Source organism: Iodobacter sp. CM08, from assembly GCF_033446605.1.
Classification (GTDB): domain Bacteria; phylum Pseudomonadota; class Gammaproteobacteria; order Burkholderiales; family Chitinibacteraceae; genus Iodobacter.
Genome location: NZ_JAWQUO010000004.1, coordinates 89136 through 115134 on the forward strand (window position 1 = coordinate 89136; position 25999 = coordinate 115134).

Annotated in this window: 27 protein-coding genes and 1 riboswitch; of the genes, 17 read left to right on the forward strand and 10 right to left on the reverse strand. The window is 48.9% G+C overall.

Annotation, left to right across the window (positions count from 1 at the left end; translation table 11 throughout):
* Positions 1-200: 200 nt before the first annotated feature.
* Positions 201-1724, reverse strand: coding sequence for a polyamine aminopropyltransferase (locus R6242_RS03140; RefSeq protein ID WP_412099520.1), 1524 nt, complete (start codon positions 1722-1724; stop codon positions 201-203).
* A 162-nt stretch (positions 1725-1886) separates the two neighbouring features.
* Between R6242_RS03140 and R6242_RS03145 the strand changes: the two genes are divergently transcribed.
* The 6 genes from R6242_RS03145 (at position 1887) to R6242_RS03170 (ending at position 6723) form a co-directional block, all read left to right on the forward strand.
* Positions 1887-2276, forward strand: a complete 390-nt coding sequence (locus R6242_RS03145; protein WP_318423595.1) for a DUF350 domain-containing protein — start codon at positions 1887-1889, stop codon at positions 2274-2276.
* 288 nt (positions 2277-2564) lie between these two features.
* Positions 2565-3596 (forward strand): SPFH domain-containing protein, encoded by a 1032-nt coding sequence (locus R6242_RS03150; protein WP_318423598.1) that lies wholly within the window; start codon positions 2565-2567, stop codon positions 3594-3596.
* A gap of 307 nt (positions 3597-3903) precedes the next feature.
* Entirely contained in the window at positions 3904-5322 is a 1419-nt protein-coding gene (locus tag R6242_RS03155) for a DUF4178 domain-containing protein (protein ID WP_318423600.1), read from the forward strand.
* Positions 5323-5409: 87 nt separating this feature from the next.
* The gene (locus tag R6242_RS03160) at positions 5410-5547 is read left to right on the forward strand and encodes a hypothetical protein (protein ID WP_318423603.1); all 138 of its coding nucleotides are present in this window, start codon (positions 5410-5412) and stop codon (positions 5545-5547) included.
* Positions 5544-5909, forward strand: coding sequence for an adenosylmethionine decarboxylase (speD, locus tag R6242_RS03165; RefSeq protein ID WP_318423605.1), 366 nt, complete (start codon positions 5544-5546; stop codon positions 5907-5909). Before R6242_RS03160 ends, speD begins: the two co-directional genes overlap by 4 nt.
* A gap of 64 nt (positions 5910-5973) precedes the next feature.
* The gene (locus R6242_RS03170) at positions 5974-6723 is read left to right on the forward strand and encodes an ABC transporter substrate-binding protein (protein WP_318423608.1); all 750 of its coding nucleotides are present in this window, start codon (positions 5974-5976) and stop codon (positions 6721-6723) included.
* A gap of 46 nt (positions 6724-6769) precedes the next feature.
* Here R6242_RS03170 and arsB read toward each other — a convergent pair whose 3' ends face one another.
* Complete coding sequence (gene arsB, locus R6242_RS03175; RefSeq protein ID WP_318423850.1) at positions 6770-7795, reverse strand: ACR3 family arsenite efflux transporter; 1026 nt, start codon at positions 7793-7795, stop codon at positions 6770-6772.
* Between the two features lie 23 nt (positions 7796-7818).
* Complete coding sequence (locus R6242_RS03180) at positions 7819-8163, reverse strand: ArsR/SmtB family transcription factor (protein WP_293937308.1); 345 nt, start codon at positions 8161-8163, stop codon at positions 7819-7821.
* Positions 8164-8246: 83 nt separating this feature from the next.
* Here R6242_RS03180 and R6242_RS03185 point away from each other — a divergent pair, with 83 nt between their 5' ends.
* The 4 genes from R6242_RS03185 (at position 8247) to R6242_RS03200 (ending at position 11944) form a co-directional block, all read left to right on the forward strand.
* A complete protein-coding gene (locus tag R6242_RS03185) occupies positions 8247-8738 on the forward strand; it encodes an arsenate reductase ArsC (protein WP_318423613.1) in 492 nt (163 codons plus the stop codon).
* 10 nt (positions 8739-8748) lie between these two features.
* Entirely contained in the window at positions 8749-9750 is a 1002-nt protein-coding gene (locus tag R6242_RS03190; protein WP_318423618.1) for an ArsJ-associated glyceraldehyde-3-phosphate dehydrogenase, read from the forward strand.
* A 211-nt stretch (positions 9751-9961) separates the two neighbouring features.
* Complete coding sequence (gene arsJ / locus R6242_RS03195; RefSeq protein WP_318423620.1) at positions 9962-11152, forward strand: organoarsenical effux MFS transporter ArsJ; 1191 nt, start codon at positions 9962-9964, stop codon at positions 11150-11152.
* Between the two features lie 216 nt (positions 11153-11368).
* Positions 11369-11944 (forward strand): HD domain-containing protein, encoded by a 576-nt coding sequence (locus R6242_RS03200; protein WP_318423624.1) that lies wholly within the window; start codon positions 11369-11371, stop codon positions 11942-11944.
* Positions 11945-11956: 12 nt separating this feature from the next.
* On the opposite strand, the gene R6242_RS03205 is transcribed toward R6242_RS03200, so the two are convergent.
* The 3 genes from R6242_RS03205 to R6242_RS03215 all read right to left on the reverse strand — a co-directional run bounded on the left by R6242_RS03205 (position 11957) and on the right by R6242_RS03215 (position 14091).
* Positions 11957-12502, reverse strand: coding sequence for a hypothetical protein (locus R6242_RS03205; protein ID WP_318423627.1), 546 nt, complete (start codon positions 12500-12502; stop codon positions 11957-11959).
* A 190-nt stretch (positions 12503-12692) separates the two neighbouring features.
* The gene (locus tag R6242_RS03210; protein WP_318423630.1) at positions 12693-13403 is read right to left on the reverse strand and encodes a substrate-binding periplasmic protein; all 711 of its coding nucleotides are present in this window, start codon (positions 13401-13403) and stop codon (positions 12693-12695) included.
* Between the two features lie 64 nt (positions 13404-13467).
* The gene (locus R6242_RS03215; protein ID WP_318423633.1) at positions 13468-14091 is read right to left on the reverse strand and encodes a trimeric intracellular cation channel family protein; all 624 of its coding nucleotides are present in this window, start codon (positions 14089-14091) and stop codon (positions 13468-13470) included.
* 151 nt (positions 14092-14242) lie between these two features.
* Here R6242_RS03215 and R6242_RS03220 point away from each other — a divergent pair, with 151 nt between their 5' ends.
* Together R6242_RS03220 and R6242_RS03225 are read left to right on the forward strand one after the other, a co-directional pair.
* Positions 14243-15133 carry an HTH-type transcriptional regulator ArgP gene (locus tag R6242_RS03220; protein WP_318423635.1) on the forward strand — a complete coding sequence of 297 codons (891 nt, stop codon included), beginning with the start codon at positions 14243-14245 and terminating at the stop codon, positions 15131-15133.
* Between the two features lie 31 nt (positions 15134-15164).
* The gene (locus R6242_RS03225; RefSeq protein ID WP_318423638.1) at positions 15165-15977 is read left to right on the forward strand and encodes a substrate-binding periplasmic protein; all 813 of its coding nucleotides are present in this window, start codon (positions 15165-15167) and stop codon (positions 15975-15977) included.
* 68 nt (positions 15978-16045) lie between these two features.
* Here the strand turns inward: R6242_RS03225 and ahcY are convergent, their stop codons facing one another.
* The gene (gene ahcY / locus R6242_RS03230; protein WP_412099497.1) at positions 16046-17503 is read right to left on the reverse strand and encodes an adenosylhomocysteinase; all 1458 of its coding nucleotides are present in this window, start codon (positions 17501-17503) and stop codon (positions 16046-16048) included.
* A gap of 19 nt (positions 17504-17522) precedes the next feature.
* Positions 17523-17608: riboswitch (S-adenosyl-L-homocysteine riboswitch) on the reverse strand.
* 193 nt (positions 17609-17801) lie between these two features.
* On the opposite strand from ahcY, the gene R6242_RS03235 reads away from it, so the two are divergent.
* The 4 genes from R6242_RS03235 (at position 17802) to lpoB (ending at position 20917) form a co-directional block, all read left to right on the forward strand.
* Positions 17802-18323: a transposase gene (locus tag R6242_RS03235; protein ID WP_318423644.1), complete on the forward strand. Its 522-nt coding sequence runs from the start codon at positions 17802-17804 to the stop codon at positions 18321-18323.
* Positions 18324-18484: 161 nt separating this feature from the next.
* Positions 18485-19792, forward strand: coding sequence for a hypothetical protein (locus R6242_RS03240; protein WP_318423647.1), 1308 nt, complete (start codon positions 18485-18487; stop codon positions 19790-19792).
* A gap of 103 nt (positions 19793-19895) precedes the next feature.
* Positions 19896-20294 carry a YcfL family protein gene (locus R6242_RS03245; protein ID WP_318423650.1) on the forward strand — a complete coding sequence of 133 codons (399 nt, stop codon included), beginning with the start codon at positions 19896-19898 and terminating at the stop codon, positions 20292-20294.
* Between the two features lie 26 nt (positions 20295-20320).
* A complete protein-coding gene (lpoB, locus tag R6242_RS03250; RefSeq protein ID WP_318423653.1) occupies positions 20321-20917 on the forward strand; it encodes a penicillin-binding protein activator LpoB in 597 nt (198 codons plus the stop codon).
* Positions 20918-21049: 132 nt separating this feature from the next.
* Here the strand turns inward: lpoB and R6242_RS03255 are convergent, their stop codons facing one another.
* Both R6242_RS03255 and R6242_RS03260 read right to left on the reverse strand, forming a co-directional pair.
* Positions 21050-22363 carry a hemolysin family protein gene (locus tag R6242_RS03255; RefSeq protein ID WP_318423656.1) on the reverse strand — a complete coding sequence of 438 codons (1314 nt, stop codon included), beginning with the start codon at positions 22361-22363 and terminating at the stop codon, positions 21050-21052.
* Positions 22360-23982 carry an FAD-dependent oxidoreductase gene (locus R6242_RS03260; RefSeq protein ID WP_318423659.1) on the reverse strand — a complete coding sequence of 541 codons (1623 nt, stop codon included), beginning with the start codon at positions 23980-23982 and terminating at the stop codon, positions 22360-22362. The genes R6242_RS03255 and R6242_RS03260 overlap by 4 nt, the downstream gene beginning before the upstream one ends.
* A 105-nt stretch (positions 23983-24087) precedes the next feature.
* Between R6242_RS03260 and R6242_RS03265 the strand changes: the two genes are divergently transcribed.
* Positions 24088-24414, forward strand: a complete 327-nt coding sequence (locus tag R6242_RS03265; RefSeq protein WP_318423852.1) for an endonuclease domain-containing protein — start codon at positions 24088-24090, stop codon at positions 24412-24414.
* Positions 24415-24562: 148 nt separating this feature from the next.
* Here the strand turns inward: R6242_RS03265 and sbcB are convergent, their stop codons facing one another.
* Positions 24563-25999, reverse strand: a complete 1437-nt coding sequence (sbcB, locus tag R6242_RS03270; RefSeq protein WP_318423662.1) for an exodeoxyribonuclease I — start codon at positions 25997-25999, stop codon at positions 24563-24565.

Sequence of the window (25999 nt, forward strand, 5' to 3'; positions counted from 1 at the left end):
GGCAAGGGAGCTTAGAAAGACCTGATTATGTCTCTTGCTCAATTTCAATTATAAATATCGTAGGGCGGGTGCAACCCGCGTGTTTATTCAGCATGGCTCGCGGGTTTCACCCGCCCTACACATTCAAAAACCAAGCCCAACACTCAAGAACCCCATCTGCACGGAGTCCATTGAGCAAGAGACATAATCAGGTAGAAAGATTACCGCATCACCTGCCGCCAATCCTGTTCAAAGTAATGCACCAGCTTTTGGTTGTTAAGGCGATTAGGCTCTACCGGCCAGGGTTGCATATCGGCGGGGAAGGTGAACATCAGCCTGGTGACTTCTCCATCTAAAAAGCGCATCGGCTCGGTGTATTGGGTGGGCGGGGCATAGTTGCCTTTTTTGTCGGCCAAAATAAACCCCCATTCACCAAAAGACGGTACGTAGGCGTGGTAAGGGTAGGTGTGAAAGCCCGCTTCTTTTAGCGTGGCGTTGATGCACCAGTAGGAGCGTGGGGCAAAATAGGGCGAGGTGGATTGGATCACCAACAGGCCGTTTTCGCTGAGGTGACGCGCCATCAGGCGGTAGATAGGCACGGAATAAAGTTTGCCTAGGCCAAAGTTAGATGGGTCGGGAAAATCGGCAATAATGGCGTCAAATTGCTCAGTATTTTGCTCCAGCCATTGGCCTGCATCGGCATTAATAATATGCACTTTGGGGTTTAGAAACGCGCCTTGGTTGAGCTTCACTAGCGGCTCTGAATGGCTAAATAGCTTGGTCATGGCGGGGTCTAAATCCACTAAGGTAATCTGCTCAATATTTTTATGCTTGAGCACTTCCCTTGCGGCTAGCCCATCGCCCCCACCCAAAATCAGCACCCGCTTGGCCCATGGTAGTTTCTCTAGGGTGGGGTGAACTAAAGCCTCGTGATAGCGGTGCTCATCACGGCTAGAAAACTGTAAATTGCCATTGATATGCAGGCGTAAATCATCTTTCCATTTGGTGACCACTAAGCGCTGATAAGGCGTGGTTTGGGCATGAATAATTTCGTCACCAAACAGTCCGCGCTCAGACCATTGGGTAAGGCGATCGGCGTAGAAAAAGCTGCCAATCAGCAGCACAAGCACAATGGCCGCGCGGGTTTGCTTGGCGCGGTGTGCTTTGATTTCATGTTTAAAGGTGTGGGTTGCCCATAAGGCAACGGCCGCATTTAGCAGGCCAAATAGCAAGGCGGTACGCGCCATGCCCAGTTTGGGGGCCAGCACTAAGGGAAATAACAAGGAAACAACCAGCGCGCCTAGATAATCAAAAGTCAGCACGCGGCTGACGATCTCGGCAAAGTCTGGCCTATTTTCCCCTTGGCGATTTAACACCCGCATCACCAGCGGAATCTCCATCCCCACTAGCACGCCAATTAAAAACACTAACACATACAGTACCGTACGAAACGGTGTGCCCATCCAAGCAAACACTAAAAACAGCAGCGTGGCGGATAGCCCGCCAAGTAAGCCCACCAATAACTCAATATCAATAAAGCAGGCGAGGGTATCTTGCTCTTTTACATATTTAGATAGGTGTGATCCCACCCCCATCGCAAACAAATAGCAGCCTATGATGGAGGAGAATTGCAAAATAGAATCGCCCAGCAAATAGCTGGCCAATGCCCCTGCAATGAGTTCATAAGCAAGGCCACATGAGGCGACGATAAACACCGATAAAATTAATATGCGTTGCTGTAATATTTGGCTTGGGATGGGTTTCATTTAGAATGGGGCAACCTTTCGTATATGTTACATTTGCTGATATTGTACTGCATGTAAAAGGTAGGGGCGCTGCTTGCTGCGCCCTTTGCGATCAGGGCGCGGCAAGCAGCGTCCCTACCGTTATTTTTAAAGGATGATTAAATGCTGACGCCCTTAATCCATTATCTGATTTATATGCTTTCTGGCCTTGGGCTATTGGCGCTATTTGTGCTGGTATACACCAAGATTACGCCTTATGACGAATTTGCATTGATTCGTCAGGGATGCTTGTCAGCCGCTTTATCTTTGGGCGGCGCGCTGCTGGGGTTTTCGCTAACGCTGGCCGCCAGCGTGATGCACAACGCCAGCTTTGAACTATTTATTTTCTGGGCCTTTTGCGCGATGGCGGTGCAAATTATTGCGCACTTGGTGTTATCTAAACTATTGCCAAATATGAATCAGGATTTAATCGAAAACAATGTCGCAATGGGGGCTTTAATGGGCGCTTTATCGCTGGCTATTGGCTTAATTAACGCGGGTTGTTTGTCTTAAACTCATTTTATTAAAACCTAAATCTTGAACTACGGAGTGCGCGGAGGACACAGAGTTACACGGAGAAAACCTTTATCCTGAAGAGCACGCAAACTTTAGCGAGGCTCTGATTATTTCTAATTCATCATTCCCGTGCATTGGGTGTCTAGTATTAAAACTGGATCCCCGACTAAAGCCCTTGGGGATGAATGACCTATTAATAGCATGTCTTTTCTCCGTGAGCCTCTGTGTTCTCCGTGGTTCAAGATTTGGGTTTATTGTATTTATCGCTAATCCTAGGAGCGCATCATGGGTCTCGGTTCTTTTATTAAGAAGCAGTTTATTGATGTTTTGCAGTGGAATGAAGATCAAGACGGCGTGCTGGCTTGGCGGTTTCCGATGCAAGATTTTGAAATTCAAAATGGCGGCAGCCTCACCGTGCGCGATTCGCAATTGGCTTTGTTTGTAAACGAAGGCCAGATTGCTGATCAATTTGCGCCAGGGCTGCACAAGCTGGTTACGCAGAATATGCCGCTGCTGACTAACTTAAAAAACTGGGACAAACTGTTTGATTCGCCGTTTAAATCAGATGTGTATTTCTTTAGCACTCGCACTCAGCTAGGGCGTAAATGGGGCACGCCGCAGCCCATTACCATTCGGGATAACGATTTTGGCATGGTGCGCTTACGTGCTTTTGGTGTGTTCTCTTACAAGCTGGTTGATCCTGTGCTGTTTTTTAAGGAAATCAGCGGTACGCGTGAAGAGTACACCCGTGATGAAGTAGAGCTACAACTGCGCAATCTAGTGGTCTCTACCATGAGCAGCGCGATTGGTGGATCTGGCGTGCCTTTCCTAGATATGGCGGGCAATCAGGGTTTGATGGGCGAGAAAATCAAAGAAGCCTTAATTCCTGTATTTGGTAAATACGGCTTAGCGCTAGATAACTTTGCCGTTGAAAACATCTCGCTGCCCGAAGAGCTGCAAAAAGCCATCGACACCCGTATCTCTATGGGCATGATGGGCGATTTGGGTAAATACACCCAGTATCAGGTGGCGCAAAGTATTCCACTGGCGGCGCAAAACGAAGGCGGGCTAGCAGGAATCGGCGCTGGCCTTGCTGCAGGAGTGGGCGTGGGGCAGGTGATGGCGGATGCCATGAAAAACAGCTTAAGCCCTGCTGCTCCTGTTGCCGCTCCTGTGGTGGCTGCTGCCCCTGCCGTTGCGGTGGATAATCCACAAGCCAAATTGGCCTCGTTAAAAGGCTTACTTGATCAAGGGTTGATCTCGCAGGCCGATTACGACACGGCTAAGGCTGAAGTGATTAAAAAACTGGTGGGTTAAGCCAGTTAACACTGCGCGCGGAGAGAACACGAAGCCAAATGAGTTAAACACAGATCATTAAGCTGATTAGCGGTTTTTCTCGGCAAAATCCACTTACAAAAAACGCGTCATCCCCGAATGCTTTTATCGGGGATACAGCGCTTTTGAGTGCATCGCGACTAGATTCCCACCTGCGCGGGAATGAGGCTGTAAATGGCGGATTAGAACGCTTAATCCGTATTTTTTTAAAAAACAGGCCGTATCTTTTCTCTGTGTTCTCTGCGCCTTAAGATTTTTTTAGCTATTTTTCCAACCTTCAGGTTCCTTTATGTACACAGCTGCCTGCCCAAGTTGCGGGGCGCCCGTTTCGTTTCGTTCTGCCGCGTCGGTGATGGCGGTTTGCGAGTATTGCCAGAGCACGCTGCTTAGAAATGCCGATGAAATCAAAGATATCGGCAAAATGTCGAGCGCTTTGGAAGACTATTCGCGGATTCAGATTGGCACCAGCGGGCAATATCAGGGCCAGGGCTTTAATGTAGTAGGGCGGATTCAGCTGCGTTACGACGCAGGCTTTTGGAACGAGTGGTATCTGTTCTTTGATGATGGCAGCGCGGCTTGGCTGGCGGATACTTCTGGCCAATATATGCTGACCAAAAGCTTAGGGGCGGCGGTGGACGCGCCAGCCTTTGCCGATATACAGCCAGAAATGGCGTACTTATATGAGCAGCGCAGCTATGTTTTTTCTGATGTACGCACGGCGCAGTGCGTGTCTGGTGCGGGGGAGCTGCCATTTACCGTAGGCAAGGGCTATGTGGCCAAGGTGGTGGATGCTCGGCATGCTGCGCGTTTTATTACGCTAGATTACTCTCAGGGCGCACCTGAGCTATTTGTGGGCGAGGCCGTTAATCTTGCTGATTTAAAGTGTCAGCTATTACGCAGTGACGATCAAATTACGGAAAGCGCGGGGCGGTTGGCTGGCAAAAATAATGTGCTCGATTGCCCAAGCTGCGCCAGTCCGCTCAAATATATCGCCGGAATGGCAATGCAGCTGGTTTGCCCAGCCTGCCATACGGAAGTGGATTGCGCCGGAGATAAGGCCGTTGCTATTGGCAAAGCTCGGCAGCTAGAGGCGTTTCATAGCACTTTGCAGCTGGGCGACACCGCCACCATTGAGAATAAAAAATGGCTGTTGATTGGTTTGATGCGCTGTAGTGAGGATGGGGAGGATGCGGATTGGACCGAATACCTGCTCTATCACGCTAGCCTTGGTTTTATGTGGCTGGTAGAAAGCCAGCAAGGTTGGGATCAGATCGAGGTATTAAACCAATGGCCAGAGATGCACAACGCCGCGCAGGCCATGCTTAATGGCAAAAAATATCGCAAGCTATTTGATTACGACGCCCACGTCACTTACGCCGCTGGGGCATTTAACTGGCGGGTACACGTGGGGGATAAAACCGCATTAAGTGATTACGATCTCAATGGCGTGCGCCTCTCTAAAGAGCGTAGCCCCAGTGAAGTGACGTGGTCTAAAGCCAAGCGAATCAGTAGCGAGCTAGTGGGACAATGGTTTGCTAAGCCCATCGCTGCTAGTGAAGACGCCAGCCCCAGCTCGATTAAAAGCCTTGCCATTATGTTTACCGCGCTGTTAACGGTGATTAATTTGCCGCTGCTGATATTTAATGGTTTTGATGGAATTTGGTTGTTGATCTTGGCTTTGGTCTTGGTTTGGTTGCCTGCTAGGTAGGATTGGGCACGGCATGCCGTGCCCCTACATTTTTTAAATATTCGGAGTTGTGAATTGAAACCTGGCTTTTATAAAGCATATTGCCTCGTGATTATCGGCATTTGCACGCTAATAAATGCCACATCTGGCAGCAGTGGTAGCGGCTCATCGTCTAGGGGCTGGAGCAGTGGTGGCAGTAGCTATGGCAGTAGCAATTGGGGCGGCGGTGGCGGTGGGCATAAATGAGTTTAGGGCGGCATATTCTGGCTGATTTATCCGGCATCGCGCCTGCGTTACTGGCAGATCCCGTTAAAGTTGAGCAGATCTTAAGAAGCGGCGCAGAGGCGGGCAATGCCACCGTGCTGGCTGGACACTTTCATCATTTTGGCTTTGAGTTGGGTGTAACCGGTGTACTGCTGCTGATGGAGTCACACCTATCGATTCATACTTGGCCCGAGCATGGCTACGCCGCAATTGATATTTTTATGTGTGGCGAGGCCGAGGCAGATGCCGCATTGGCTGCGCTGATTGCCGCCTTAGCACCCAGCCATCAGCAGTTGTTTAAACACGAGCGCGGCTTGCCGTCTGGGGTTTGCTTGGGCATATAAGACGAAATTATTTTATAAAGAGCATATCTGAGTGTTGTAGCCTTATTGGGGCGAGGAGCAGGAGATGCTAAAGCTAAAATGGATTAGTCTGTGCTACTTGCTCTGTGCGGCGGCTTTTGCTGATCCGCCCCTGCGTATTGCCGCCCAAGAGGGCGTTTCCCCTAAGTTTATTTTTCAGAGCAACCCGCTCACAGGGCAGTGCCCTGATATTTTGCGTGCGATTGAGCAACTCGATCCAAGCATTCATTTTGATTTAGATCCCCATCCAACGCCGATGGCCAGAGTGGAGTATGGTTTGTTTACAGGGGGGCTAGATGCGGCTTGTGCCTTGCTGGAGACAACTAAGCGAAGCGAAGGGGCTTTGCGCATTGCAACCCCCCTGTATTTTGTACAAGAAAAGCTGCTTGCGCGTAGTGATGACAAGGTGAGGGTAAAGAGCTTCAATGAGCTGGCCGCTTTAGGGGGGCTGGTTGCTACTCCCGCAGGCGCGGCTTATGTTCAGCTTTTAAAAGCCCGCGGCATTGCGGTAGATGATAGCAGTGGTGACAGTTTAGTTAATTTAAAAAAAGTGCTTAGCAAGCGAGTTAGATTTTTTTATATCAGTGAATTGAGTGGTCTATATGCGATCAGGGCTAATCATTTGGAGGGCCAATTGCAGCTTTTACCCGATGCATTGCATCAAGAGGCGATGTATTTTTGGCTGAGTAAAAAGGTGCCTCCAGCGATGGTTATTAAGGTAGAAAACGCTCTTAAGCAGCTACAAAATAATGGCGAATTGCAGCGGATTTTTCGTTCTTATCAAGATGAATTTTAATCTTAAGAAGATGAGGCTAGCCGCTCACTCCTCCTTGTTTGCGTGTTCAGCTTAAGTTTTTTTCATACCAAGGCTTGCTGCGGTTGACTACTTTTACGATCAAGAGCATCACCGGTACTTCAATGAGCACCCCCACCACGGTTGCCAGCGCCGCGCCCGAATGAAAGCCAAATAAACTAATGGCCGCTGCTACTGCCAGCTCAAAAAAATTAGATGCGCCAATCAGCGCTGATGGGCCGGCGATATTGTGTTTTTCGCCTAGCGCTCGGTTTAGCCAGTAGGCTAGCCCTGAATTAAACAACACCTGAATTAGAATCGGCACGGCTAATAAGGCGATGACCAGCGGCTGCTCAATAATGGTTTTACCCTGAAAAGCAAACAGCAAAACCAGTGTGGCTAACAGCGCGCTAATCGACCAAGGACCAATTTTAGCCATGGCCTTATCTAATGCGGCAGAGCCTTTGGCGAGCAAAGATTTGCGCAATAGCTGGGCAATAATAACGGGGAGCACGATATACAAAATCACCGAGGTAATCAGTGTGGCCCAAGGAACAATAATCGCCGATATCCCTAGCAAAAACGCCACCAGCGGTGCAAAAGCCACCACCATAATGCTGTCGTTTAAGGCAACTTGGCTCAGCGTAAACAGCGGGTCGCCATGGGTTAGCTTGCTCCAAACAAACACCATTGCTGTGCACGGCGCAGCGGCCAGTAAGATTAAACCGGCGATATAGCTATTGATTTGCTCTGCGGGCAGGTAGGGGGCAAACAGCAGGCGGATAAATAACCACGCTAAAAATGCCATTGAAAAAGGCTTTACCAGCCAGTTTACAAATAGCGTGACCCCAATCCCTTTAGCATGTTTGCGCACCTCGCTTAGTGCCGAAAAATCCACCTTAATCAGCATCGGGATAATCATAATCCAGATCAGCAAGCCCACCGGCAGATTGACGTTGGCGATTTCTATCGCGCCAATAGCCTGAAAAACGCTGGGTAAAAACTGCCCCAAAGTAATCCCCGCAATAATGCACAGGAATACCCAAATCGTAAGATAGCGCTCAAATACGCTCATCTGAGCTGATTGCTTGGTGGCTTCTAACACGATGCATCCTGCTTTGTTGAGCAAGAGGCAGGCGGATCAAAGCATTGCTCAGGGTGCCCTTCGCAGCATTCTGCGGTTAGAAACGAGATGAGCTCCTGCATCAGGGCTAGATTGGCCCGATAGCGCATATAGCGCCCTTCCTGCTCCACCGTAATTAGCTTGGCTTGCGCCAGTGCTTTTAGATGAAAAGACATATTGGTAGCAGGCAGCCCCAAAGCCGCCGCGATATCTCCTGCCACCATGCCCTTATCACCCTGCTTAACCAGCAGGCGATACACGTCTAGCCGTACACCAGAAGAGAGCGATTCAAAAATAGTAGTTGCGATTGTTTTTTCCATTCATCAACTATACAACAATATTTGAAATATTGTAGCGTTATAGTTACCATACATAAAATACCCCGCCATCATGGAGATGCCCTATGAGCAAAATTTATAATGTGCTGTTTATCTGCACCGGTAATTCGGCCCGCAGCCAGATTGCTGAAGCTGTATTAAATCATGTGGGTAAAGGCCGATTTCAGGCCTATAGCGCGGGCAGCCAGCCAGCAGGTAGCGTGAATCCTTTAGCCATTGAAGCACTGCAGCATGTGGGTATCAGTACAGAAAAACTACGCAGCAAAAGCTGGCAAGAATTTAGCGCGGCAGATGCGCCACAAATGGATTTTGTATTTACCCTTTGCGATTCGGCTGCGGGTGAAGCTTGCCCAGTCTGGCCTGGCCATCCAACGCTGGCTCACTGGGGTGTGGCTGCTCCTGGCACGGGGGGTAATGAAACCATTCAGCACAAAGTTTTTCATGACACCCTTTTAATCTTAAAACGCCGGATTGATCTGTTTACTGCTTTGCCAGTAGAAAAGCTCGATGCCCTAGCATTAAAACTTCAAGTCAGTGAAATTGGCCAAAGCCTCTAAGGATATAAAAATGAGCATAAAAGTAGGCATTAACGGCTTTGGCCGGATGGGGCGTTTAAGCCTGCGTGCGGCATGGGGGTGGCCAGAGCTTGAGTTTGTGCAGATTAATGATCCGGCGGGGGACGCCGCCACACTGGCGCATTTGCTCAATTTTGATTCTGTACATGGCCGCTTTGCCCATGAGGCTTTCAGCGATGGCGATGATATTGTGATTGGCGGACAGCGGATTAAAACCACTCGCAATCGCGCCATTAGCGACACCGACTGGTCGGGCTGCGATGTGGTGATTGAGGCCTCGGGCAAAATGCGTACTACCGCTTTGCTGCAAGCTTACTTAGAGCAAGGCGTAAAACGCGTGGTGGTGACTGCTCCGGTTAAAGAAGCAGGGGTGCTGAATGTGGTGGTGGGCGTAAACGATCATTTATACGATCCGGCTATCCACCGTATTGTGACTGCCGCCAGCTGCACCACCAATTGCTTGGCTCCTGTTGTAAAAGTGATTCATGAGCAGCTGGGCATTCGCCACGGCAGCATGACCACCATTCACGATTTAACCAACACCCAGACCATTATCGATGCGCCGCACAAAGATCTGCGCCGCGCCCGCGCTTGCGGCACCAGCCTGATCCCCACTTCAACTGGCTCGGCGACGGCGATTACGGAAATCTTCCCTGAGCTAAAAGGTCGCTTGAATGGCCACGCAGTACGTGTGCCACTGACCAATGCATCACTCACCGATTGTGTGTTTGAGCTGGAACGCGCCACCACGGTTGAAGAAGTCAACGGCCTGCTTAAAGCCGCATCCCAAACCTATTTAAAAGATATTCTGGGCTATGAAGAACGCCCGCTGGTGTCGATCGACTATCGTGGCGACGCCCGCTCATCCATCATCGACGCACTCTCAACGATGGTGGTCAACGGCACGCAGCTGAAGCTTTACGCTTGGTATGACAATGAGTGGGGCTATGTAAACCGCACTATGGAGCTGGTGAGAAAGGTGGGATTGGCGTGATTCTAGTGAGTTAAATCTTAAACCACAGAGAACACAGAGAAGCACAGAGATAAGGAAGACTGGTTTTTAGCTTTTCTCTGCGTCCTTTGTGTCCTCGTTTTTCTCTGTGGTTCAAGGTTTAGCGCTAGTTCACCCTCAGCTGAGGGGCCTTGTGACTTTAGTTGCTGCATCTGGGGGACCCCCTCGTAAGTACTTATTTATTTGGAACACTATGCTCTCCCCCCAAATCCGCCAATATCTCATCATCACCGGTAATTACTGGGCGTTTACCCTGACGGATGGGGCGCTTAGGATGTTGGTGGTGCTGCATTTTCATCAGCTAGGTTTTTCGCCGCTGAGCCTTGCTATGTTGTTTTTGTTTTATGAGATTTTTGGCGTGATCACCAATCTGGTTGGTGGCTGGTTGGGGGCGCGTATTGGCTTAAATAAAACCATGAATATCGGCTTAGCTTTGCAAGTGCTGGCTTTACTCGCACTCACCGTTCCTGCTGGCATGTTAACGGTGGCTTGGGTGATGGCAGCGCAAGCGCTATCTGGCATCGCTAAAGATTTAAATAAAATGAGCGCTAAAAGCAGCATTAAAGCGCTGCTGCCTAAAGGCGAGGAAGGGCGGCTCTATCAATGGGTGGCGCTGTTAACCGGCTCTAAAAATGCTTTAAAAGGCGTAGGATTTTTTTTGGGCGGCGTTTTGCTTTCTGCGCTGGGGTTTACGGGGGCAATCTGGCTACTGGCCTCGGCATTGTGTTTGGTTTGGCTGGCCAGCATGTTGTGTTTAAAACAAGATTTAGGTAAGGCCAAAAACAAGCCTAAATTTGCGGATATTTTTTCTAAAAGCAGGCCGGTGAATGTGCTATCGCTGGCGCGTTTGTTCTTATTTGGCGCGCGTGATGTGTGGTTTGTGGTGGCGCTACCGGTGTATATGGCAACGCGCTTGGGCTGGAGCGATTGGAGCATCGGGGCCTTTTTTGCGGCATGGGTGATCGCCTACGGCATCGTGCAATCCCTCGCTCCGCGACTCACTGGCAAGCATCCAGACGGCAAATCGGCACTGCGCTGGGCGCTGCTGCTGGCGATGATCCCCGCTGCCATCGCGTTGGGCCTCTCAGAGCCTCGTGTTTTGCTGTTGGGGCTGGCGGTATTTGGCGTGCTATTTGCAATTAACTCATCCCTGCACAGCTATTTGATCGTGAGCTACGCCAAGGAAGACGGCGCATCGCTGGATGTGGGCTTTTACTATATGGCCAATGCCATGGGGCGGCTGATCGGCACGGTTTTATCCGGCTGGGTTTACCAAAGCGCGGGCCTTGCTGCCTGTTTGTGGATCTCGGCCGCCTTCGTCGCGCTGGCCGCGTTGATATCACTGGCCCTGCCTACTGCCCTTGCAACGGGACAAAAAATGTAGGGTGGGCACGATTTTGTGCCCACGCGTGGCATCAAATTACCTGATTTTGCCTCTTGCTCAATCTCATTATAAATATCGTAGGGCGGGTGAAACCCGCGTATTTATTCAGTATTACTCGCGGGTTTCACCCGCCCTACGAATCGCAGATCGCTTAAGTTGATCGGATTGTCCTTGCAACGGGATAAAAAACATAGGCTTTTTTAAAAGGAAAATAATATGCAAAAAATAGAGCAGGTACTGGCTTTTATTATTGAAATTGAAAAACTAAAAAACGTCATTAGAAAAACTAAACCAGTGGGGCTGGATCGTTATGAAAACGCTGCTGAGCATAGCTGGCATGTTTGTCTGGCGGCTTTAATGCTTAAAGATTATGCCAATGAGGCTATTAATATTGATCGGGTGATTAAGATGCTGCTCATTCACGATCTGGGCGAAATTGATGCGGGTGACACCATCATTTATGCCAGTGAAACGCCAGAAATTAAACGCGCTGAAGCCAATGGAATAAAGAGATTGCTGGCTTTATTGCCAGAGGGCTGTGGGGACGAGTATTTACAGCTTTGGTATGAGTTTGAGGCGGGCGAGAGTGCGGATGCTAAGTATGCCAAAGCGATAGATCGCGTTCCGCCACTGCTACATAATTTACATGGCAATGGCCACAGCTGGAGTGCGCATCAGGTGTCAAAAGACAAAGTATTTGCAGTGAATAGCCGCATCAGCCAAGGCAGTGTGCCGCTTTGGCAGGTGTTGGAAACGAAGCTGCATGCCGCAGTAGCCAGCGGTATTTTATAGCTTGGGTATGGCTTACCACTGGCAGCCCTTATCGCTAACCGTATCGTGCAATAACATGGGAATCGCCAATAAACCCATCTGGCTGTAAGCGTTTTTGCAATCGCCACGTACCGCCTTATCCAGTTCTTTTGCCAGTACGGTGCGATGCTCTTTTGGAGGCGGAGCAAGGTTTGGTATGGTTTTTATATCAAATTTGGGTAGGGTGGCCACAGCGCTGGCGGGGCTGCTTAAGGCGCTGTCTAAATCGCCAATTACGGTTTCTGTGCTTGAATGAATTTGGGGCTGGGGCACACTTTGGGGTGTGTTTAGGCTTGGCTGCTGTGCTATTGCGCTGTGGCTGGGCAAAGCAATTTGCTTGGGGCTTTTCAGTAGCGCTGGTTTTGGTGCCGCGGTGGGAGCTATAGGCTCAATAGGGCGGGGGAGTATTTTTAATAGCGTGACTTCCACGCTGGGCGTATCCACTGGAATATAGCGCGGCGCGGGAAAATAAATCGCAAATAAGCCTAAATGCAGTAGTAGGGCAAGCAATAAGCTAAATAGGCGAATCGATATTTTCATCAGCAGGCAGGGCACAAAAAAGTTGATTGTGCCAGCTGCTTAATAGAAGTAAATCAATATTTGTGTAAATCATTGTCATTGATTTGTCAGGGAGCTTAAGCAGGGATGCGATGCATCTAGCTCAAAGGCGGGCGAAATGGGGAGGCTGCGTTTGGGGGAAGAGCGCTGATGCAGAGTTAAGTTTCTTCATTTAATCGCTTTGATGAGGGGCGGGGCGTATGGTTTTTAGCGCCTCATTGAATCGCAGCAAGAACGCGTGGGATTGGGGCTGGTTTTTTTTGACCATGAGCCGTAAGGCTACTTTTTCTACGATGCCACCGCTGGCAACAGGTGTTTTTTTTAGTCCGGCGACTTGGGCAATGGCTTCGTTGCCTTGTATTTGATCGGTCAGAATAAAATCGGCTTTGTCTTCCGCAATGAGCCTGATGCAAGAGCTCATATCATAGGGGCGGATCATCTGAAACAAGCCCTTATTGACCATCAACTCAACTTCCTTCAAAAATGCCCAGCCCAAAGGATGGCAGTAGCGTTTACCTTGCAGGCTATTGAGCTGGGTTCCGTCTAGCTGGCTGCCAGGCAGGGCAAAGACTTTTATTTCAAGGATAAAAAGAGGATCTGAAAACTCGAATAATTCCCGTCGTTCTGGGGTGCTGATATAGGGAAAAGTGGCAAGATACTCGCCTTTTAGTGTTGATTGGTAGCCATTCGTCCAAGGCCGCCAGTCTAGCTGGTAAGGCAGGTTCGCATTATTCATGACTTGTTTAACAAGGCTAACGGCAAGCCCTCCATCGGGGAGCGATGTGTCGGTAAAGGGCGGGTAATTTGGGCCGGTAACCAGTTTGGCTGGCTGGGCTAGGGCCAGCCCGCTTAGGCAGCTCAGCAGAAGCAACCATCTTGGCATGGTGTATCCCCCTTAGATTAAATGCGTGCATTTATCTTAGCTAAGGGGAATAGATTTTGTGCGGCTAATCAAAGCCGCGAATATGTTCGCCGCGCAAAACCGGTAGCTGCCAACGTAAGCGCATGGCTAATAGCCTAAAGCTAAAGCCCGCGATTAAGGCGATCAGCGAGGCGGGGCCAGCTTCTAAGCCTAAGTAGTGCAGCAAGATATATAAAGCCCCCGTAGCCAGTGACACGCTAGCGTAAATTTCGCGGCTTAACACCATCGGTACCTGATTGCACAGCACGTCTCTAAGCAGGCCACCAAATACACCGGTTACCATGCCCGCCATAATGGCAATCCCCGGGTGAACGCCTGTTTCCATACCGATATTGCAGCCAATAATGGTGAATGCCACTAAGCCGAGTGCATCCACGACTAAAAATAAGCGGCGTAAATGGTGTAAGTGGCTGGCAATGAAGGCGGTAATGATTGCCGCGCCTATGGTAAACAGCAGATATTGCGGGTGGGCTACCCAGCCTAGTGGATAGTGGCCCAGCAGCATATCGCGTGCAGTGCCACCGCCCAATGCCGTGACCGTGCCAATAAAACAAATACCAAATAAATCCATGTTACGGCGCATACCCATCAGCGCACCGGACATGGCTTCGGCGGTGATGGCGATTAAATAAATAGAGTAAAGCAGCATTGCTAACTTCTTTCAGTAGGGGGTGGATGAGCGTGTTCTATAGGTCGATAAATTAATAAATAGCATTATCTAGTGTGTTTTAGATGTATTGAATAAAATTTAATATTTATAAGGTATGCTTAAAAATTCTTAATATGTAAAAGATGCACTGGTGAATTTAGATCCTAAGCAAACTGAGGCGCTACGCGCAGTGGTTGAAACTGGCAGCTTTGAGCAGGCCGCCCAGCGCTTGCATTTAACGGCTTCGGCGGTTTCGCAGCGGGTGCGTGCGCTAGAAAGTAAGCTTGGCAACCCCTTGGTGGTGCGCAGCCGCCCAGCCCGCGCCACACCAGTTGGCCAGCGGCTTTTGCAATATTTGCGCCGTGTAATGCAGCTAGAAGCCGATCTGGCGACTGATTTAGCTGTGGAGAATTACTCTCCTCTATCGCTCACTATTGCGCTGAATGCCGATACCCTAGGGACTTGGTTTTTCCCTGCTTTGGCGCAGGCCTTGGTCAATGAAGAGGTGTTGATTGATTTAACCGTGGAAGATCAAGATTACACCTATGCACTGCTTGAATCCGGCATGGCAATAGGCTGCATAGGTAGCGAAGAAAAACCTATGAAAGGCTGTTTTGCCGAGCCACTTGGTGTGATGCGCTATCGGTTGATTGCGAGCAAAAGTTTTTGCGCGCGCTGGTTTGCTCAGGGGCTAAATCGTAACGATGCAAGGCGAGCACCCGTGGTGGCGTATTCGCATAAAGACACCTTGCAAGCTAGCTTTTTAGAAACCCGCTTTGGCTTATTAGCCGATGCCTATCCCTGCCACTATGTACCCGGAACCGAGCCGCATCTGGCCGCCATTCGCCATGGCTTGGGCTACGGTATGGTTCCTGAGTTATTGCTGGGTAATGGGCTGGAAGGCCTGGTTGATTTAGCGCCTGATTTTCCTTGTGATGTAAGGCTATTTTGGCACTCTTGGAAGGTACAATCACCTAGGATGGAAGCGCTGTCTCAGCAGATTATTGGGGCAGCAAGAAGCGTTTTGGGGCATGGGTTTTAGTATGAATTATTAAATAAATAGCAGTATGTTTGTGTTCTATATTGCAGAGAACGCTCCCTTATTCTGGGCGTTACTGAAGGGGAAACCTATGCGATATAGCGGATTGATACTTGCAGGCCTTGCTTGGTTTTTTTGCAGATCCATTGCCATGGCAGCTCCCCTTGAGTTGGTTACATTGCAATACCCGCCTTATCAGTATGAAGAAAATGGTGAAACGAAAGGTTTTGTGGTCGAAATTGTAAAAGAAGCGTTTCGTCGCTTACATCAGCCAATTAACATTACCCTGCTACCTTGGACGCGATCGATAAAAATGATTGAAGATGGCAGTGCTGATGCTGTTTTTACTGCATATAAAACCCCAGAAAGAGAAGTATTTGCTGATTACTCAAAAGAAATATTAATGCCCCAAGTGGTATCTTTATTTGTTTTAAAGGGCTCGCCTATTCAATTTGATGGGCATTTATCTTCTTTAGCCTCTTATCGTTTTGGTGTGGTGAGTAAAATTAGCTATGGGGATGTATTTGATTCTGCAGTAAAAAACAAAACCATCACAGAGCTTGACGAGACATTCACTGGTGAAAAAAATATAGAAAAATTACTGGCTAAGCGCTTTGATGTATTGGTAAGTAATAAATATGGCGCTTTAGATATTTTAAAACGTCATGGTCATCTGGATAAAGTTAGGGAGTTAAGCCCTGAGGTGCAAACCATCCCTAGTTATATGGCTTTTTCAAAAAAGAAGAATCTGGCCATTTTGCGAGATCGGTTTGATGAGGTGCTATTGGCAATGAAAAAGGATGGCACTTATCAAAGAATTATTGCTAGCCAGCAGAATAAAAATTAATATTTTCTAATTTATAGATAAAAATGGGGAGCTTAAGCTCCCCATTTTTATTACAGTTTAAAACTTTATCAATAGCGATAATGTGCTGGTTTATATGGCCCTTGCTTAGGTACATCGATATAGGCAGATTGCTCATCGGTGAGCACGGTTAAAGCCGCGCCAATTTTACTGAGGTGCAGGCGGGCGACCATTTCATCTAGATGCTTGGGCAGTACATACACGCCGACGGGATATTGCTCGGTTTTGGTAAATAGCTCAATTTGCGCCAGCACTTGGTTGGTAAATGAGTTGGACATCACAAAGCTTGGGTGGCCAGTAGCGCAGCCCAAATTCACCAAGCGGCCTTCGGCCAGCAAGATAATGCGTTTGCCATCGGGGAAAATAATGTGATCCACCTGCGGCTTGACGTTTTCCCACTCGTATTGCCTTAAGGATGCCACTTGGATCTCGCTATCGAAGTGGCCAATATTGCAGACGATGGCGTTATTGCGCATCTTTTGCATATGTTCATGGGTAATCACCCCCACATTGCCGGTGGTGGTCACAAAAATATCCGCCTGATCGCAGATGCTATCCATCGTCACCACACGGTAGCCTTCCATGGCCGCTTGCAGCGCGCAAATTGGATCGATCTCGGTGACATAAACGATGGCACCTAGCCCACGCAAGCTTTGGGCGCAGCCCTTGCCCACATCGCCATAGCCCAACACCACGGCAGCTTTGCCGGCGATCATTACATCGGTGGCGCGTTTAATCCCATCCACTAAGGATTCGCGGCAGCCGTACAGGTTATCAAATTTAGATTTGGTGACTGCGTCGTTTACATTAATTGCTGGGAAGGATAAGCGGCCTTCGCTGTGCATCTTGTATAAGCGATGCACGCCGGTGGTGGTTTCCTCCGTTACGCCTTTGATATGTTTTAGGCGAGTGGAATACCACGTTGGATCTTTGGCGAGCTTGGCTTTAATGGCGGCAAATAGTACGACCTCTTCTTCGTTAGCGGGGGCTGAAATCACCGCTAAATCGGCTTCAGCTAGCGCACCAAGGTGCAGCAAGGTAGTGGCATCGCCGCCGTCGTCCAAAATCATATTGGCGTATTGATGATTGGAAAAATCAAAAATACGGTGGGTGAAATCCCAGTATTCTTCTAGCGTTTCGCCCTTATGGGCAAATACCGCTGTGCCTGCAGCGGCAATCGCTGCGGCGGCGTGGTCTTGGGTTGAGAAAATATTGCACGATACCCAGCGCACCTCGGCCCCCAGTGCTTGCAGGGCTTCGATCAGTACGGCGGTTTGGATGGTCATATGGATGGAGCCCGCAATCCGCGCCCCTTTGAGCGGCTGTGCGGCAGCATATTCGGTGCGCACCGACATCAGGCCGGGCATTTCGGTTTCTGCAATGCGAATCTCTTTACGCCCCCAATCGGCTAAGGACAGATCGGCGACTTTAAAATCAGCGTTTGCTAAATCAAGATGAGCCACAGTGTTATTCCTATCTGTAGCCGAGCATGCATCACCTGTGCACATGCCGTGCCCGGCGCGGTTTATCAGGAGAACGCGGTTTGCCTGAAGTCGAATTCGAGCCTAGCTCTTAGCAGATCATGGCCAAGAGTCGCAGCGCTCCTCGAATACGCTTTCAGTATAGTCTGAAGAATCTTGTTTTTGCCTGATTGCAGATGAGGTTTGGCTTACATGCAATAGGAAGGATGGCGATGTTTCTACTGTCTATACGTAGCTTAGGGGCGCTGTTTGCTGCGTTTGCTTTGTACTTTAGAGCTATATTTAATCAGGGCGCAATCAGCTATGCGAAGATGGGTAAACAAATATGAAAAATATTCCTAGCGTGCGCCAGCGCCGCTCTATTCGTTTGCAAGCTTATGATTATTCTCAGGCAGGTGCTTATTTTGTTACGGTTTGCAGCCATCATCATCAGTGTATTTTTGGTGAGATCAGGACAGATGTGTGTGCTACTCCCCAAATGCAATTAAATAGCTCGGGTAAAATATTACAATCCTTGTGGGATGACTTAGCTAAGCACTATTTGAATTTAGAGCTAGATGCTTTTGTGATTATGCCTAATCATATTCATGGCATTATTGTTATGCATGAGATGAGCCAAAAGGGCGCAGCAAGCAGCGCCCCTACATTAGGGCAAATTATGCGTCGATATAAATCAAGCTCTACAGTGATGATTAACCGGTATTTACAGCGTCAAGGCATACCTGTTTGGCAGCGTAATTATTGGGAGCATATTATTCGGCACGAAGCAGAGCTAAATGCTTTGCGTGAATATATCCAGAACAACCCAGAACAATGGGCTTTAGATAAACTGTATGCTGCGATCTAAACGTAGGGGCGCTGCTTGCTGCGCCCGTTTTGCCAAATACATATGGCTAACATCGGTTACAAAGTTAAGTTTCCAACGTGGTAAATTCATTCACTATATTTAATCAGCATTATGTAACCGAGGCCGTTGCCCGAATGAAATGTGTAAAAGCCATTTGCGTCATGACTGCTTTGCTTTTAAGCGGCTGCGGATCCATGCGAAGTTATCAAGCTGAATCGCAGGGGGCGATTGATTTTGCCAAGGCGGGCAAGCCAGACAACGCTTTGGCGGTATTGGAAGCCAATAATAGCGATAAAGACTTGTTGTACTACTTAGAAAAAGGCCAGCTATTACAGCTTAAAAATGATCTGCCAGCCAGCACCAATGCGTGGTTAAAGGCTGATGCAAAAATCCATGATTGGGAAGAGCTCGCTAAATACTCGCCAGATAAATTACTAGGGGATGTGGGCAGCTTTTTAATCAACGATAAAACCCGCCGCTACGATGGCTACGATTATGAAAAAGTGCTGCTCTCCACCCTGTTAGCCGTGAATCACGCGGCGGCAGGCGATTGGAATAATGCGCGGGTAGAGATCAAAAAAACCCATGAACGTGAGGCGATTATTGCTGAGTTTCGCTCACGTACCTATGAAAAAGATGAAGAAGAAGCGAGGGCTAAGGGGGTAAAAACCACCTTTAAAGATTTAAAAGGTTACCCCGTAGAAACGCTCGATGATCCAGAAGTATTGGCCTTAAAAAATAGCTATCAAAACGCCTTTAGCCATTATTTAGCGGCCTTTGTTTATGAGGCTTTAGGCGAAAAAAGCCTCGCCGCGCCAGGCTATCGCAAAGCCATTGAGCTCAAGCCCAATAGCAAAGCCTTAGAAGATGGTTTGCAGCAGCTCGATAGCAAAACCTCTAAGCGCGGCATGACCGATGTATTGTTTGTGCTGAGCTCTGGCTTAGCGCCTGCCCGCAAATCGATATCGGTACCGCTGCCGATTTACCGCACGGGCTTTACGGCGGTGTCGTTTCCGGTGATTCGTGCGAATAACGGTTTTGCACCGGCGCAATTAAAGCTCGATGGCCGCGCCTTGGGTGTGAGCACTATCACCAGCGTGGATGCGATGAGCCGCCGCGCTTTACGCGATGAAATGCCAGGCATTATTTTGCGCACCACGGTGCGAGCGGTAAGCCGAGCCGTGGCCCAAAAGCAATTCAGTGATCGTGATAATAATGCGAGCGCTATTGCAGGTTTGATACTGGGCTTGGTTACGGTCGTTACAGAGCAGGCTGACGAGCGCACTTGGAGCACCTTACCCGCACAAATTGCCATCGTGCGGGTGTCTTTACCGGTGGGCATGCACAAACTATTAGTGCCAACGGCGCAAGGGCAAGAGGCTTTTGAATTAAAAGTGGCGGGGGCATATCAAATCGTGCCGATTCGGGTGATGGGTAATCAGGTTTATTTTGGGCAATCGGCATTGTAGGGGGCATGGTGTTGATACCCACGCAGAAAAGGGCTTAAGCCAAAATTTTGAGTTTTAAGAGCGATGTTGCTGCTATTTAAATCCGTTAAATAAAGGAATAATCATGAAAAAGTATCTTGCCCGTGGCGTGTTATTGGCCGTCGTATTGGGATGCTCTGCGCTAGTACAGGCTGCTCCTCTTTCCCTAGCGGATAAGGTAGAGCAGTTGGGCGAAATGAAGTATTTAAAGCTCAATGGCGGACAAATGCTGCAACGCAATGGCTTATTGGCTGTGCAGTTAGAAATACAGAACCAAGATAAGGGCGATCAACAGCTTTATTATCGCTTTCGCTGGCTTGATAACGCAGGCTTTGCCGTGGGAGGGGAGGAGGGCTGGAAGCCGATGAAGTTTATTGGCTTGCAAAAGCAAACCATTCATTCCATTGCCCCTGTTACAGAGGCGGTTGATTTTAGAATGGAAGTCAATAGCCCCGAAAACACCGGCGCTCCAGCGGCTAAGTGAGCCCCCCATAACTAAGGAATCATGAAATGAAAACGATGAAACGATTTACCAAACTCAGTGCCGTGCTTGTAACCATCTTACTAATTGGTGGCTGCGCTTCTAGCTCAACGCCTACGGTAGGTGGTGGCGATGTGGTATATGGCGATAGCAAGGCTGTAGAAACAGTGAGCAATGAATTTGGCTCCACCGATTTGCAAATGATTGCCGAAGCGATGGCGCGCTCTTTAATGCAGCATCCATCTATGGCGAGCCGGCCATTTATTGTGGTATCTGAGGTTAAAAATAAAACGTCTGAATACATTGATACGCGCAATATCACCAATAGTATGAAAACGCAGTTGATGAAATCCGGCGCTAAGTTTGTGACCGATAGCAGCACGATGGATGCACAGGTTGAAGAATTAAAAAAACAAAATGAAACAGGGCTGTATAAAAATAAAGCCAAGCTTGGCCAAATGAAAGGTGCTAAGTATTTGCTAACGGGTGAAATTACTTCAATTGTGAAAAAGAACTCTAATACTAAAGACGTATTTTATAAATTCACTCTTATTCTGAAAAATATCGAAGAAGGCGTGGATGAATGGCAGGACGAAAAAGAGATTCGTAAAACGTCTAAGCGTTAAAAGATAGAGTGTTAGGGGCGCTGCTTGCTGCGCCCCTACGATATATGGTGTGGAGTAAAAAAGCCCAACGTCCCTTATAGGATTGTTGGGTTTTTTTGTGCTCAGAATTACATTACGTTTTCCTAATGGTTTTTACGCTTCTTCGGATTTTTTTTGCGGAGTAATTCGTGTAACCAGCAGCTGATCAATACGGAAATTATCAATATCCACCACTTCAAACTTATAATCACCAAAAATCAATAGCTCGGCTTTTTTAGGAATGCGTTTGAGCATATACATCATAAAACCAGCGATGGTTTCGTAGTTTTCCTCATCTTTTAATTCATCGATATCCAACGCTTTTTTCACGTCTTCAATCGGTGTTACCCCATCAACCAGCCAAGAGCTATCGTCGCGGCGCACAATTTGATCGGCACCAGGATCCACCATGCTACCCATTAATTGAATGGTGACATCATTAAGCGTGATAATGCCAACCACCAATGCATATTCATTCAAAATAACGGCAAAGTCTTCACGCGCTTCTTTAAATTGCTCTAATACTTCAGATAAAGAAAGCGTATCAGGAATAGTCAGTAATTTACGATTGCCATATTGTTTTAAGCCTTCTAGTAGATTTATTTCGCCGCCTTTAAGCACTAATTGCAAGATATCTTTGGCGTCGATATAGGCAAATACGCTGTCTATGCTGTTTTCACAAAGTAGAAATTTAGAATGAGGGTCGGCCAGCATTCTGGCGCGGATGTTTTCTTCTGTATCCGTTAATGAAAAGAAAATCACGCTTTCACGGGCTGTCATCACCGATGTGACGGTGCGGGTTTCTAATTCAAATACATTTTCAATTAGATTATGCTCTTTACGCCTTACCGTGCCGGCCATTGCGCCCGCATCGGCCATTGCTACAATATCATCGGTGGTGATTTCATCGCGGCGCACGGCGGGCAGCTGAAAGGCATTAAAAATAATATTGGCAATACCATCAAAAATAAATACCAGCGGGCGTAATAAAAAGATGCAAAATAAAATGGGCGCAACCACTTTTACTGCCGTGGCTTCTGGTACAGCCATGCCGACTCTTTTAGGGATTAAATCGGCAAATTGAATAAATAAGCTGGTAACTAACGTAAAAGACATTAAAAAGCCCAAGGTTTGGGAAAGCTCGACCGAGATACCCAGCTGCAGCAACAGCGCTTTAAAAACTGGTGAAAACGTGGGCTCACCAAAAATACCACCCAAAATAGCCACGGCATTCACGCCAACTTGCACCACGGTAAAGAAATCCCCTGGTCGCTCTTGCAAGGCGAGCACCAGATCGGCGCGCTTGTCGCCTTCTTCGCTCATTTGTTGCAATTTGTGTTTACGCGATGCAGCAAGAGCAATTTCTGAAACAGAAAAAAAAGCACTAATTAAAATAAGAATAAGAATAAGTAATAAACCGTTCATCATGATATTGAATCTCCTAGCGCTAGCTTAGCAGCTCGGCAGCCCCACCATAAAGCTTCTTCAAAGATTGATAAGCCTGACAGGTCTGAATGAGCAAATAAAACCTTGCCGTGTTGTGTGCGTAAGGCTGCTAGCCCCTGATTACTTAAAAACCCCGGCGAGGGCGTTGCCATAGCGTGGCCACGCAGGGTGATCTCGATACTTTTAATGGATTGTCGCCAGCGCCAGCCGTAAACATGGCGTAAATCACTGGCGGCTAATTCGTAAAGCTCGTCGCTGCTGGCGTGCTGCAGCCATTGCCTTGCTGCCTTGGGTGTAAGGTCTGATAAGGCGTGATAGGCGGTAAATACCGTCTGTGCAGGTTTGGCCGCGCGGATTAGCTGATGGCTGGCCACGACATAACCGAGCCCCTTGCCTTGATACAGCACATTATCCCATGCCAGTGTTTCGGCCTTGGGTTCTGTTGGAAAATTATCCAGTAAAAAATTGCTGACTAACCAAGGCGCGTGTTCCGGCATATGCTCGGGCAGAAAGCCATATGGGGCTAAGGGCAGTAGCTTTTGTGCGACGTGCAGTGGCATCGCCATAATGACTTTTTTGGCCTTGATACGCTGCGATTGCCCAGTTTTAGTATTAAAAATGAGTGCTTCTATGCCAGCTTTGGTTTCGCTTACTTGGTAAGCCATGCCCGATTGACGTTGGCCTGCAGGGATGGTTGCCGCCATATAGTTAATGAGCGGATAGAGCCCATTGGGCCAAGTAAGTACGGCACCATTATTGGCATTGGCGGCGTGGCCGTTGCGGCTAGCAAAATAATGTAGCCCTGCCCATGCCGAGGTGTGGGCTAGATCGCTACCGTAATCATCGCGGCAGCAGTAATTCAGATACCACAGCAGGCTGGGGGCGGTGTAATGCTCGGCGGCCAGCCAGTCGGCAAAGCTTTGTTTATCTAGCGCTCGCCAAGTTGGATCTGTGCTGGATAGCACCAGTGGCACGGCAAAAAGTCGTTTGCCATCTACACCAACGCTGGTTTTTAGCCGCTCTGTAAGGGCAAAAAAGCGTTCGGTTTGTTGAGCTTCTGCTTTAGAAATACCATGCTGCGGCACTACGCCTTCTTGCCATTGGCCGTTGATATATAGCCTGTCTTCGGGGGAGTGCACCAGTACGGCTTCATTAAAGTGAGGAGCATCGCTAAGAGCACCATGCTCAATCACGCCCATTTCGGCTAGTAGCTCGCGCACATGACTAGATTCCTTGGATGGCAGCGGTAAATAGTGTGCACCACGCGGATAGGCTAGCCCGCCAAGCTGGCCTTCTGCCGCATTACCACCAAACTCTGGCCCATCGATCAGTAGAAACTGTGTGCCGTGTTTAGCTAATTGCCACGCAGCACCCAGCCCCGCCACGCCGCTGCCCAAAATCAGAACGTCGGTACTGATTTCAGTGCTGGGCGCAGGAAAATCTGGCTGTCGTAATCGGTGCCCCTCGGCCATCCCTGGCATATACAGCTGAATCGGCAAACCCCAGCGCGTAAAGCGAGAAAAATCCGGCACACGGCCACAGGCCACAAGGGAGCTGCTGGCGGCGAGGGTAAGGAAGTGGCGGCGGGAGATTGGAGTCATTGAACAGGCAGGCCGTGGCTATGGGACGGAGTGAGTTTAATCCTTGCTATATTATTACAGCAAAGCCGTGCGCGCTGCAGGGAGAATGAAGTGATCAGTAAACTGATGCGAGATCGGGCCAGACAATTACGCGTACAAGCGACGCCGTTTGAACAAAGCCTATGGCAACATCTGCGAGCAGGGCGTTTGGCTGGATTTAAATTTCGCCGTCAGCAAGTGATTGGGCGTTATATCGTCGATTTTGCGTGCATGCAAGTTAAAGTCATTATTGAGTTGGATGGCAGCCAGCATGCAAGTGCTGCAAGCAATGATGCTGAGCGTGATGCTTGCTTAAAAAGCCAAGGTTATCGGGTGTTAAGAGTTTGGAATAATGAATGGGATCAGCAGCCTGAGGCTGTTTTGGAGCAGTTGTGGCGCTTGTTGCATGAATGAGTGCGGCCTTCGACCCTCTCCCCAACCCCTCCCCCAAAATGGGGGAGGGGCTTTTAAACATACTCTACCATTGAGTGAGATAGCTTGATTTTCCCCCCTCTCCCCTTGTGGGAGAGGGGCCGGGGGAGAGGGGGCAATGGGGTCAAGCCTACTCCTCATCCGGCATAATGCTTTCGGCGTAATCAAACAGCGTCGCCAGTAATCCGGCTTGGCTGTCATCAATATGATCCGAAAGCTCATCAATCTTGTCGCCAAATACTTCTAGCGTGCGTGCGCCGCCTGCGCCATCAAATAATTTGGCTGCACGGTGTTGCTCCCAGCGGCGTAGCTCTGTAGGGGAGAGGCTCTCTGGGAAGTTTCTGGCACGATAGCGAAAGAGTATTTCTTCAAGGCGGCTGTCTTCAAAGCTCACCTTTTCACGAGCTAGCTCATCGCCACTAAAATGGCGCAGTTTGGCTAATAGGCGCTTATCGTTGTTGCCAATAAAGCCGCCGTATAAGTCTTCATCCACATCGCTGCTTGCGTGCTCACTGGTAAAGACTTGTTGCCAAGTCGCGGCCATATCGGGGGCGGAAGCGGCGATTTTGGCGTGCTCCAGCGCTTGCTCTACATCGATATTCCAGTGTGTCGCGCGATCACTACTCAGTGTTTTGAGATTGCCAATCACGATGGGTGATTTATTAATATGAATGCTTTTTACTGGCAGGCGGGTCACGCCTTCGGGCAGATCAGTGCTTTTGCTGAACATGCGCTGGCGGATGGTGTCGGCGTCTAGGGTAAATAGCTCGGCTGGATCAAAGGCCAAATCCCAGACGATGATTTCATTTTTATTACTAGGATGCATGGCCAGTGGCCAGACGATGGCGATGCAGCCGCGATCTGCTGGAAACATGCCGCTAATATGTAAAAAGGGCCGTGCTTCTTCTGAATGGCTACGTAGGCCAATCTGCTCTAGCACTTTGTCTTTTTTGCGCAGCGAGAAGCAAAAATCGAATAGCTTGGGCTGGCTTTGTTTAATCAGCCTTGCCAATGCAATGGTGGCGCGCACATCGGATAAGGCATCGTGCGCGGCTTCATGGCTAATGCCGTTGGCTTGAGTTAAGTGCTCTAGTTTGAAAGAAGGGCGGCCATCTTCATGTTTTGGCCAATTCACTCCTTCGGGGCGCAGTGCATAGCAAGTGCGTACGACATCCAGCAAATCCCAACGCGAGCAATCGTTTTGCCATTCGCGCGAGTAAGGCTCAATCAGATTACGCCAGAACATAAAGCGGGTGACTTCATCGTCAAAACGAATGCTGTTATAGCCTAGGCTTACGGTGTTAGGGGCGGCGAGTTCGGCCTCGATGCGGGCGGCAAACTCATGCTCATTCACGCCGTTTTCTAAGCAGTGCTGCGGGGTAATCCCCGTGAGTAGGCAGGATTCAGGATCGGGTAGATAGTCGGGAGCAGGCTTGCAATATTGCATCAGCGGCGCACCGATCTCGTTTAACTCGGCATCGGTGCGGATACCGGCAAATTGGCTAGGCCGATCACGGCGCGGGTTAATACCAAAGGTTTCGTAATCGTGCCAGTAAAAGGTATGCAT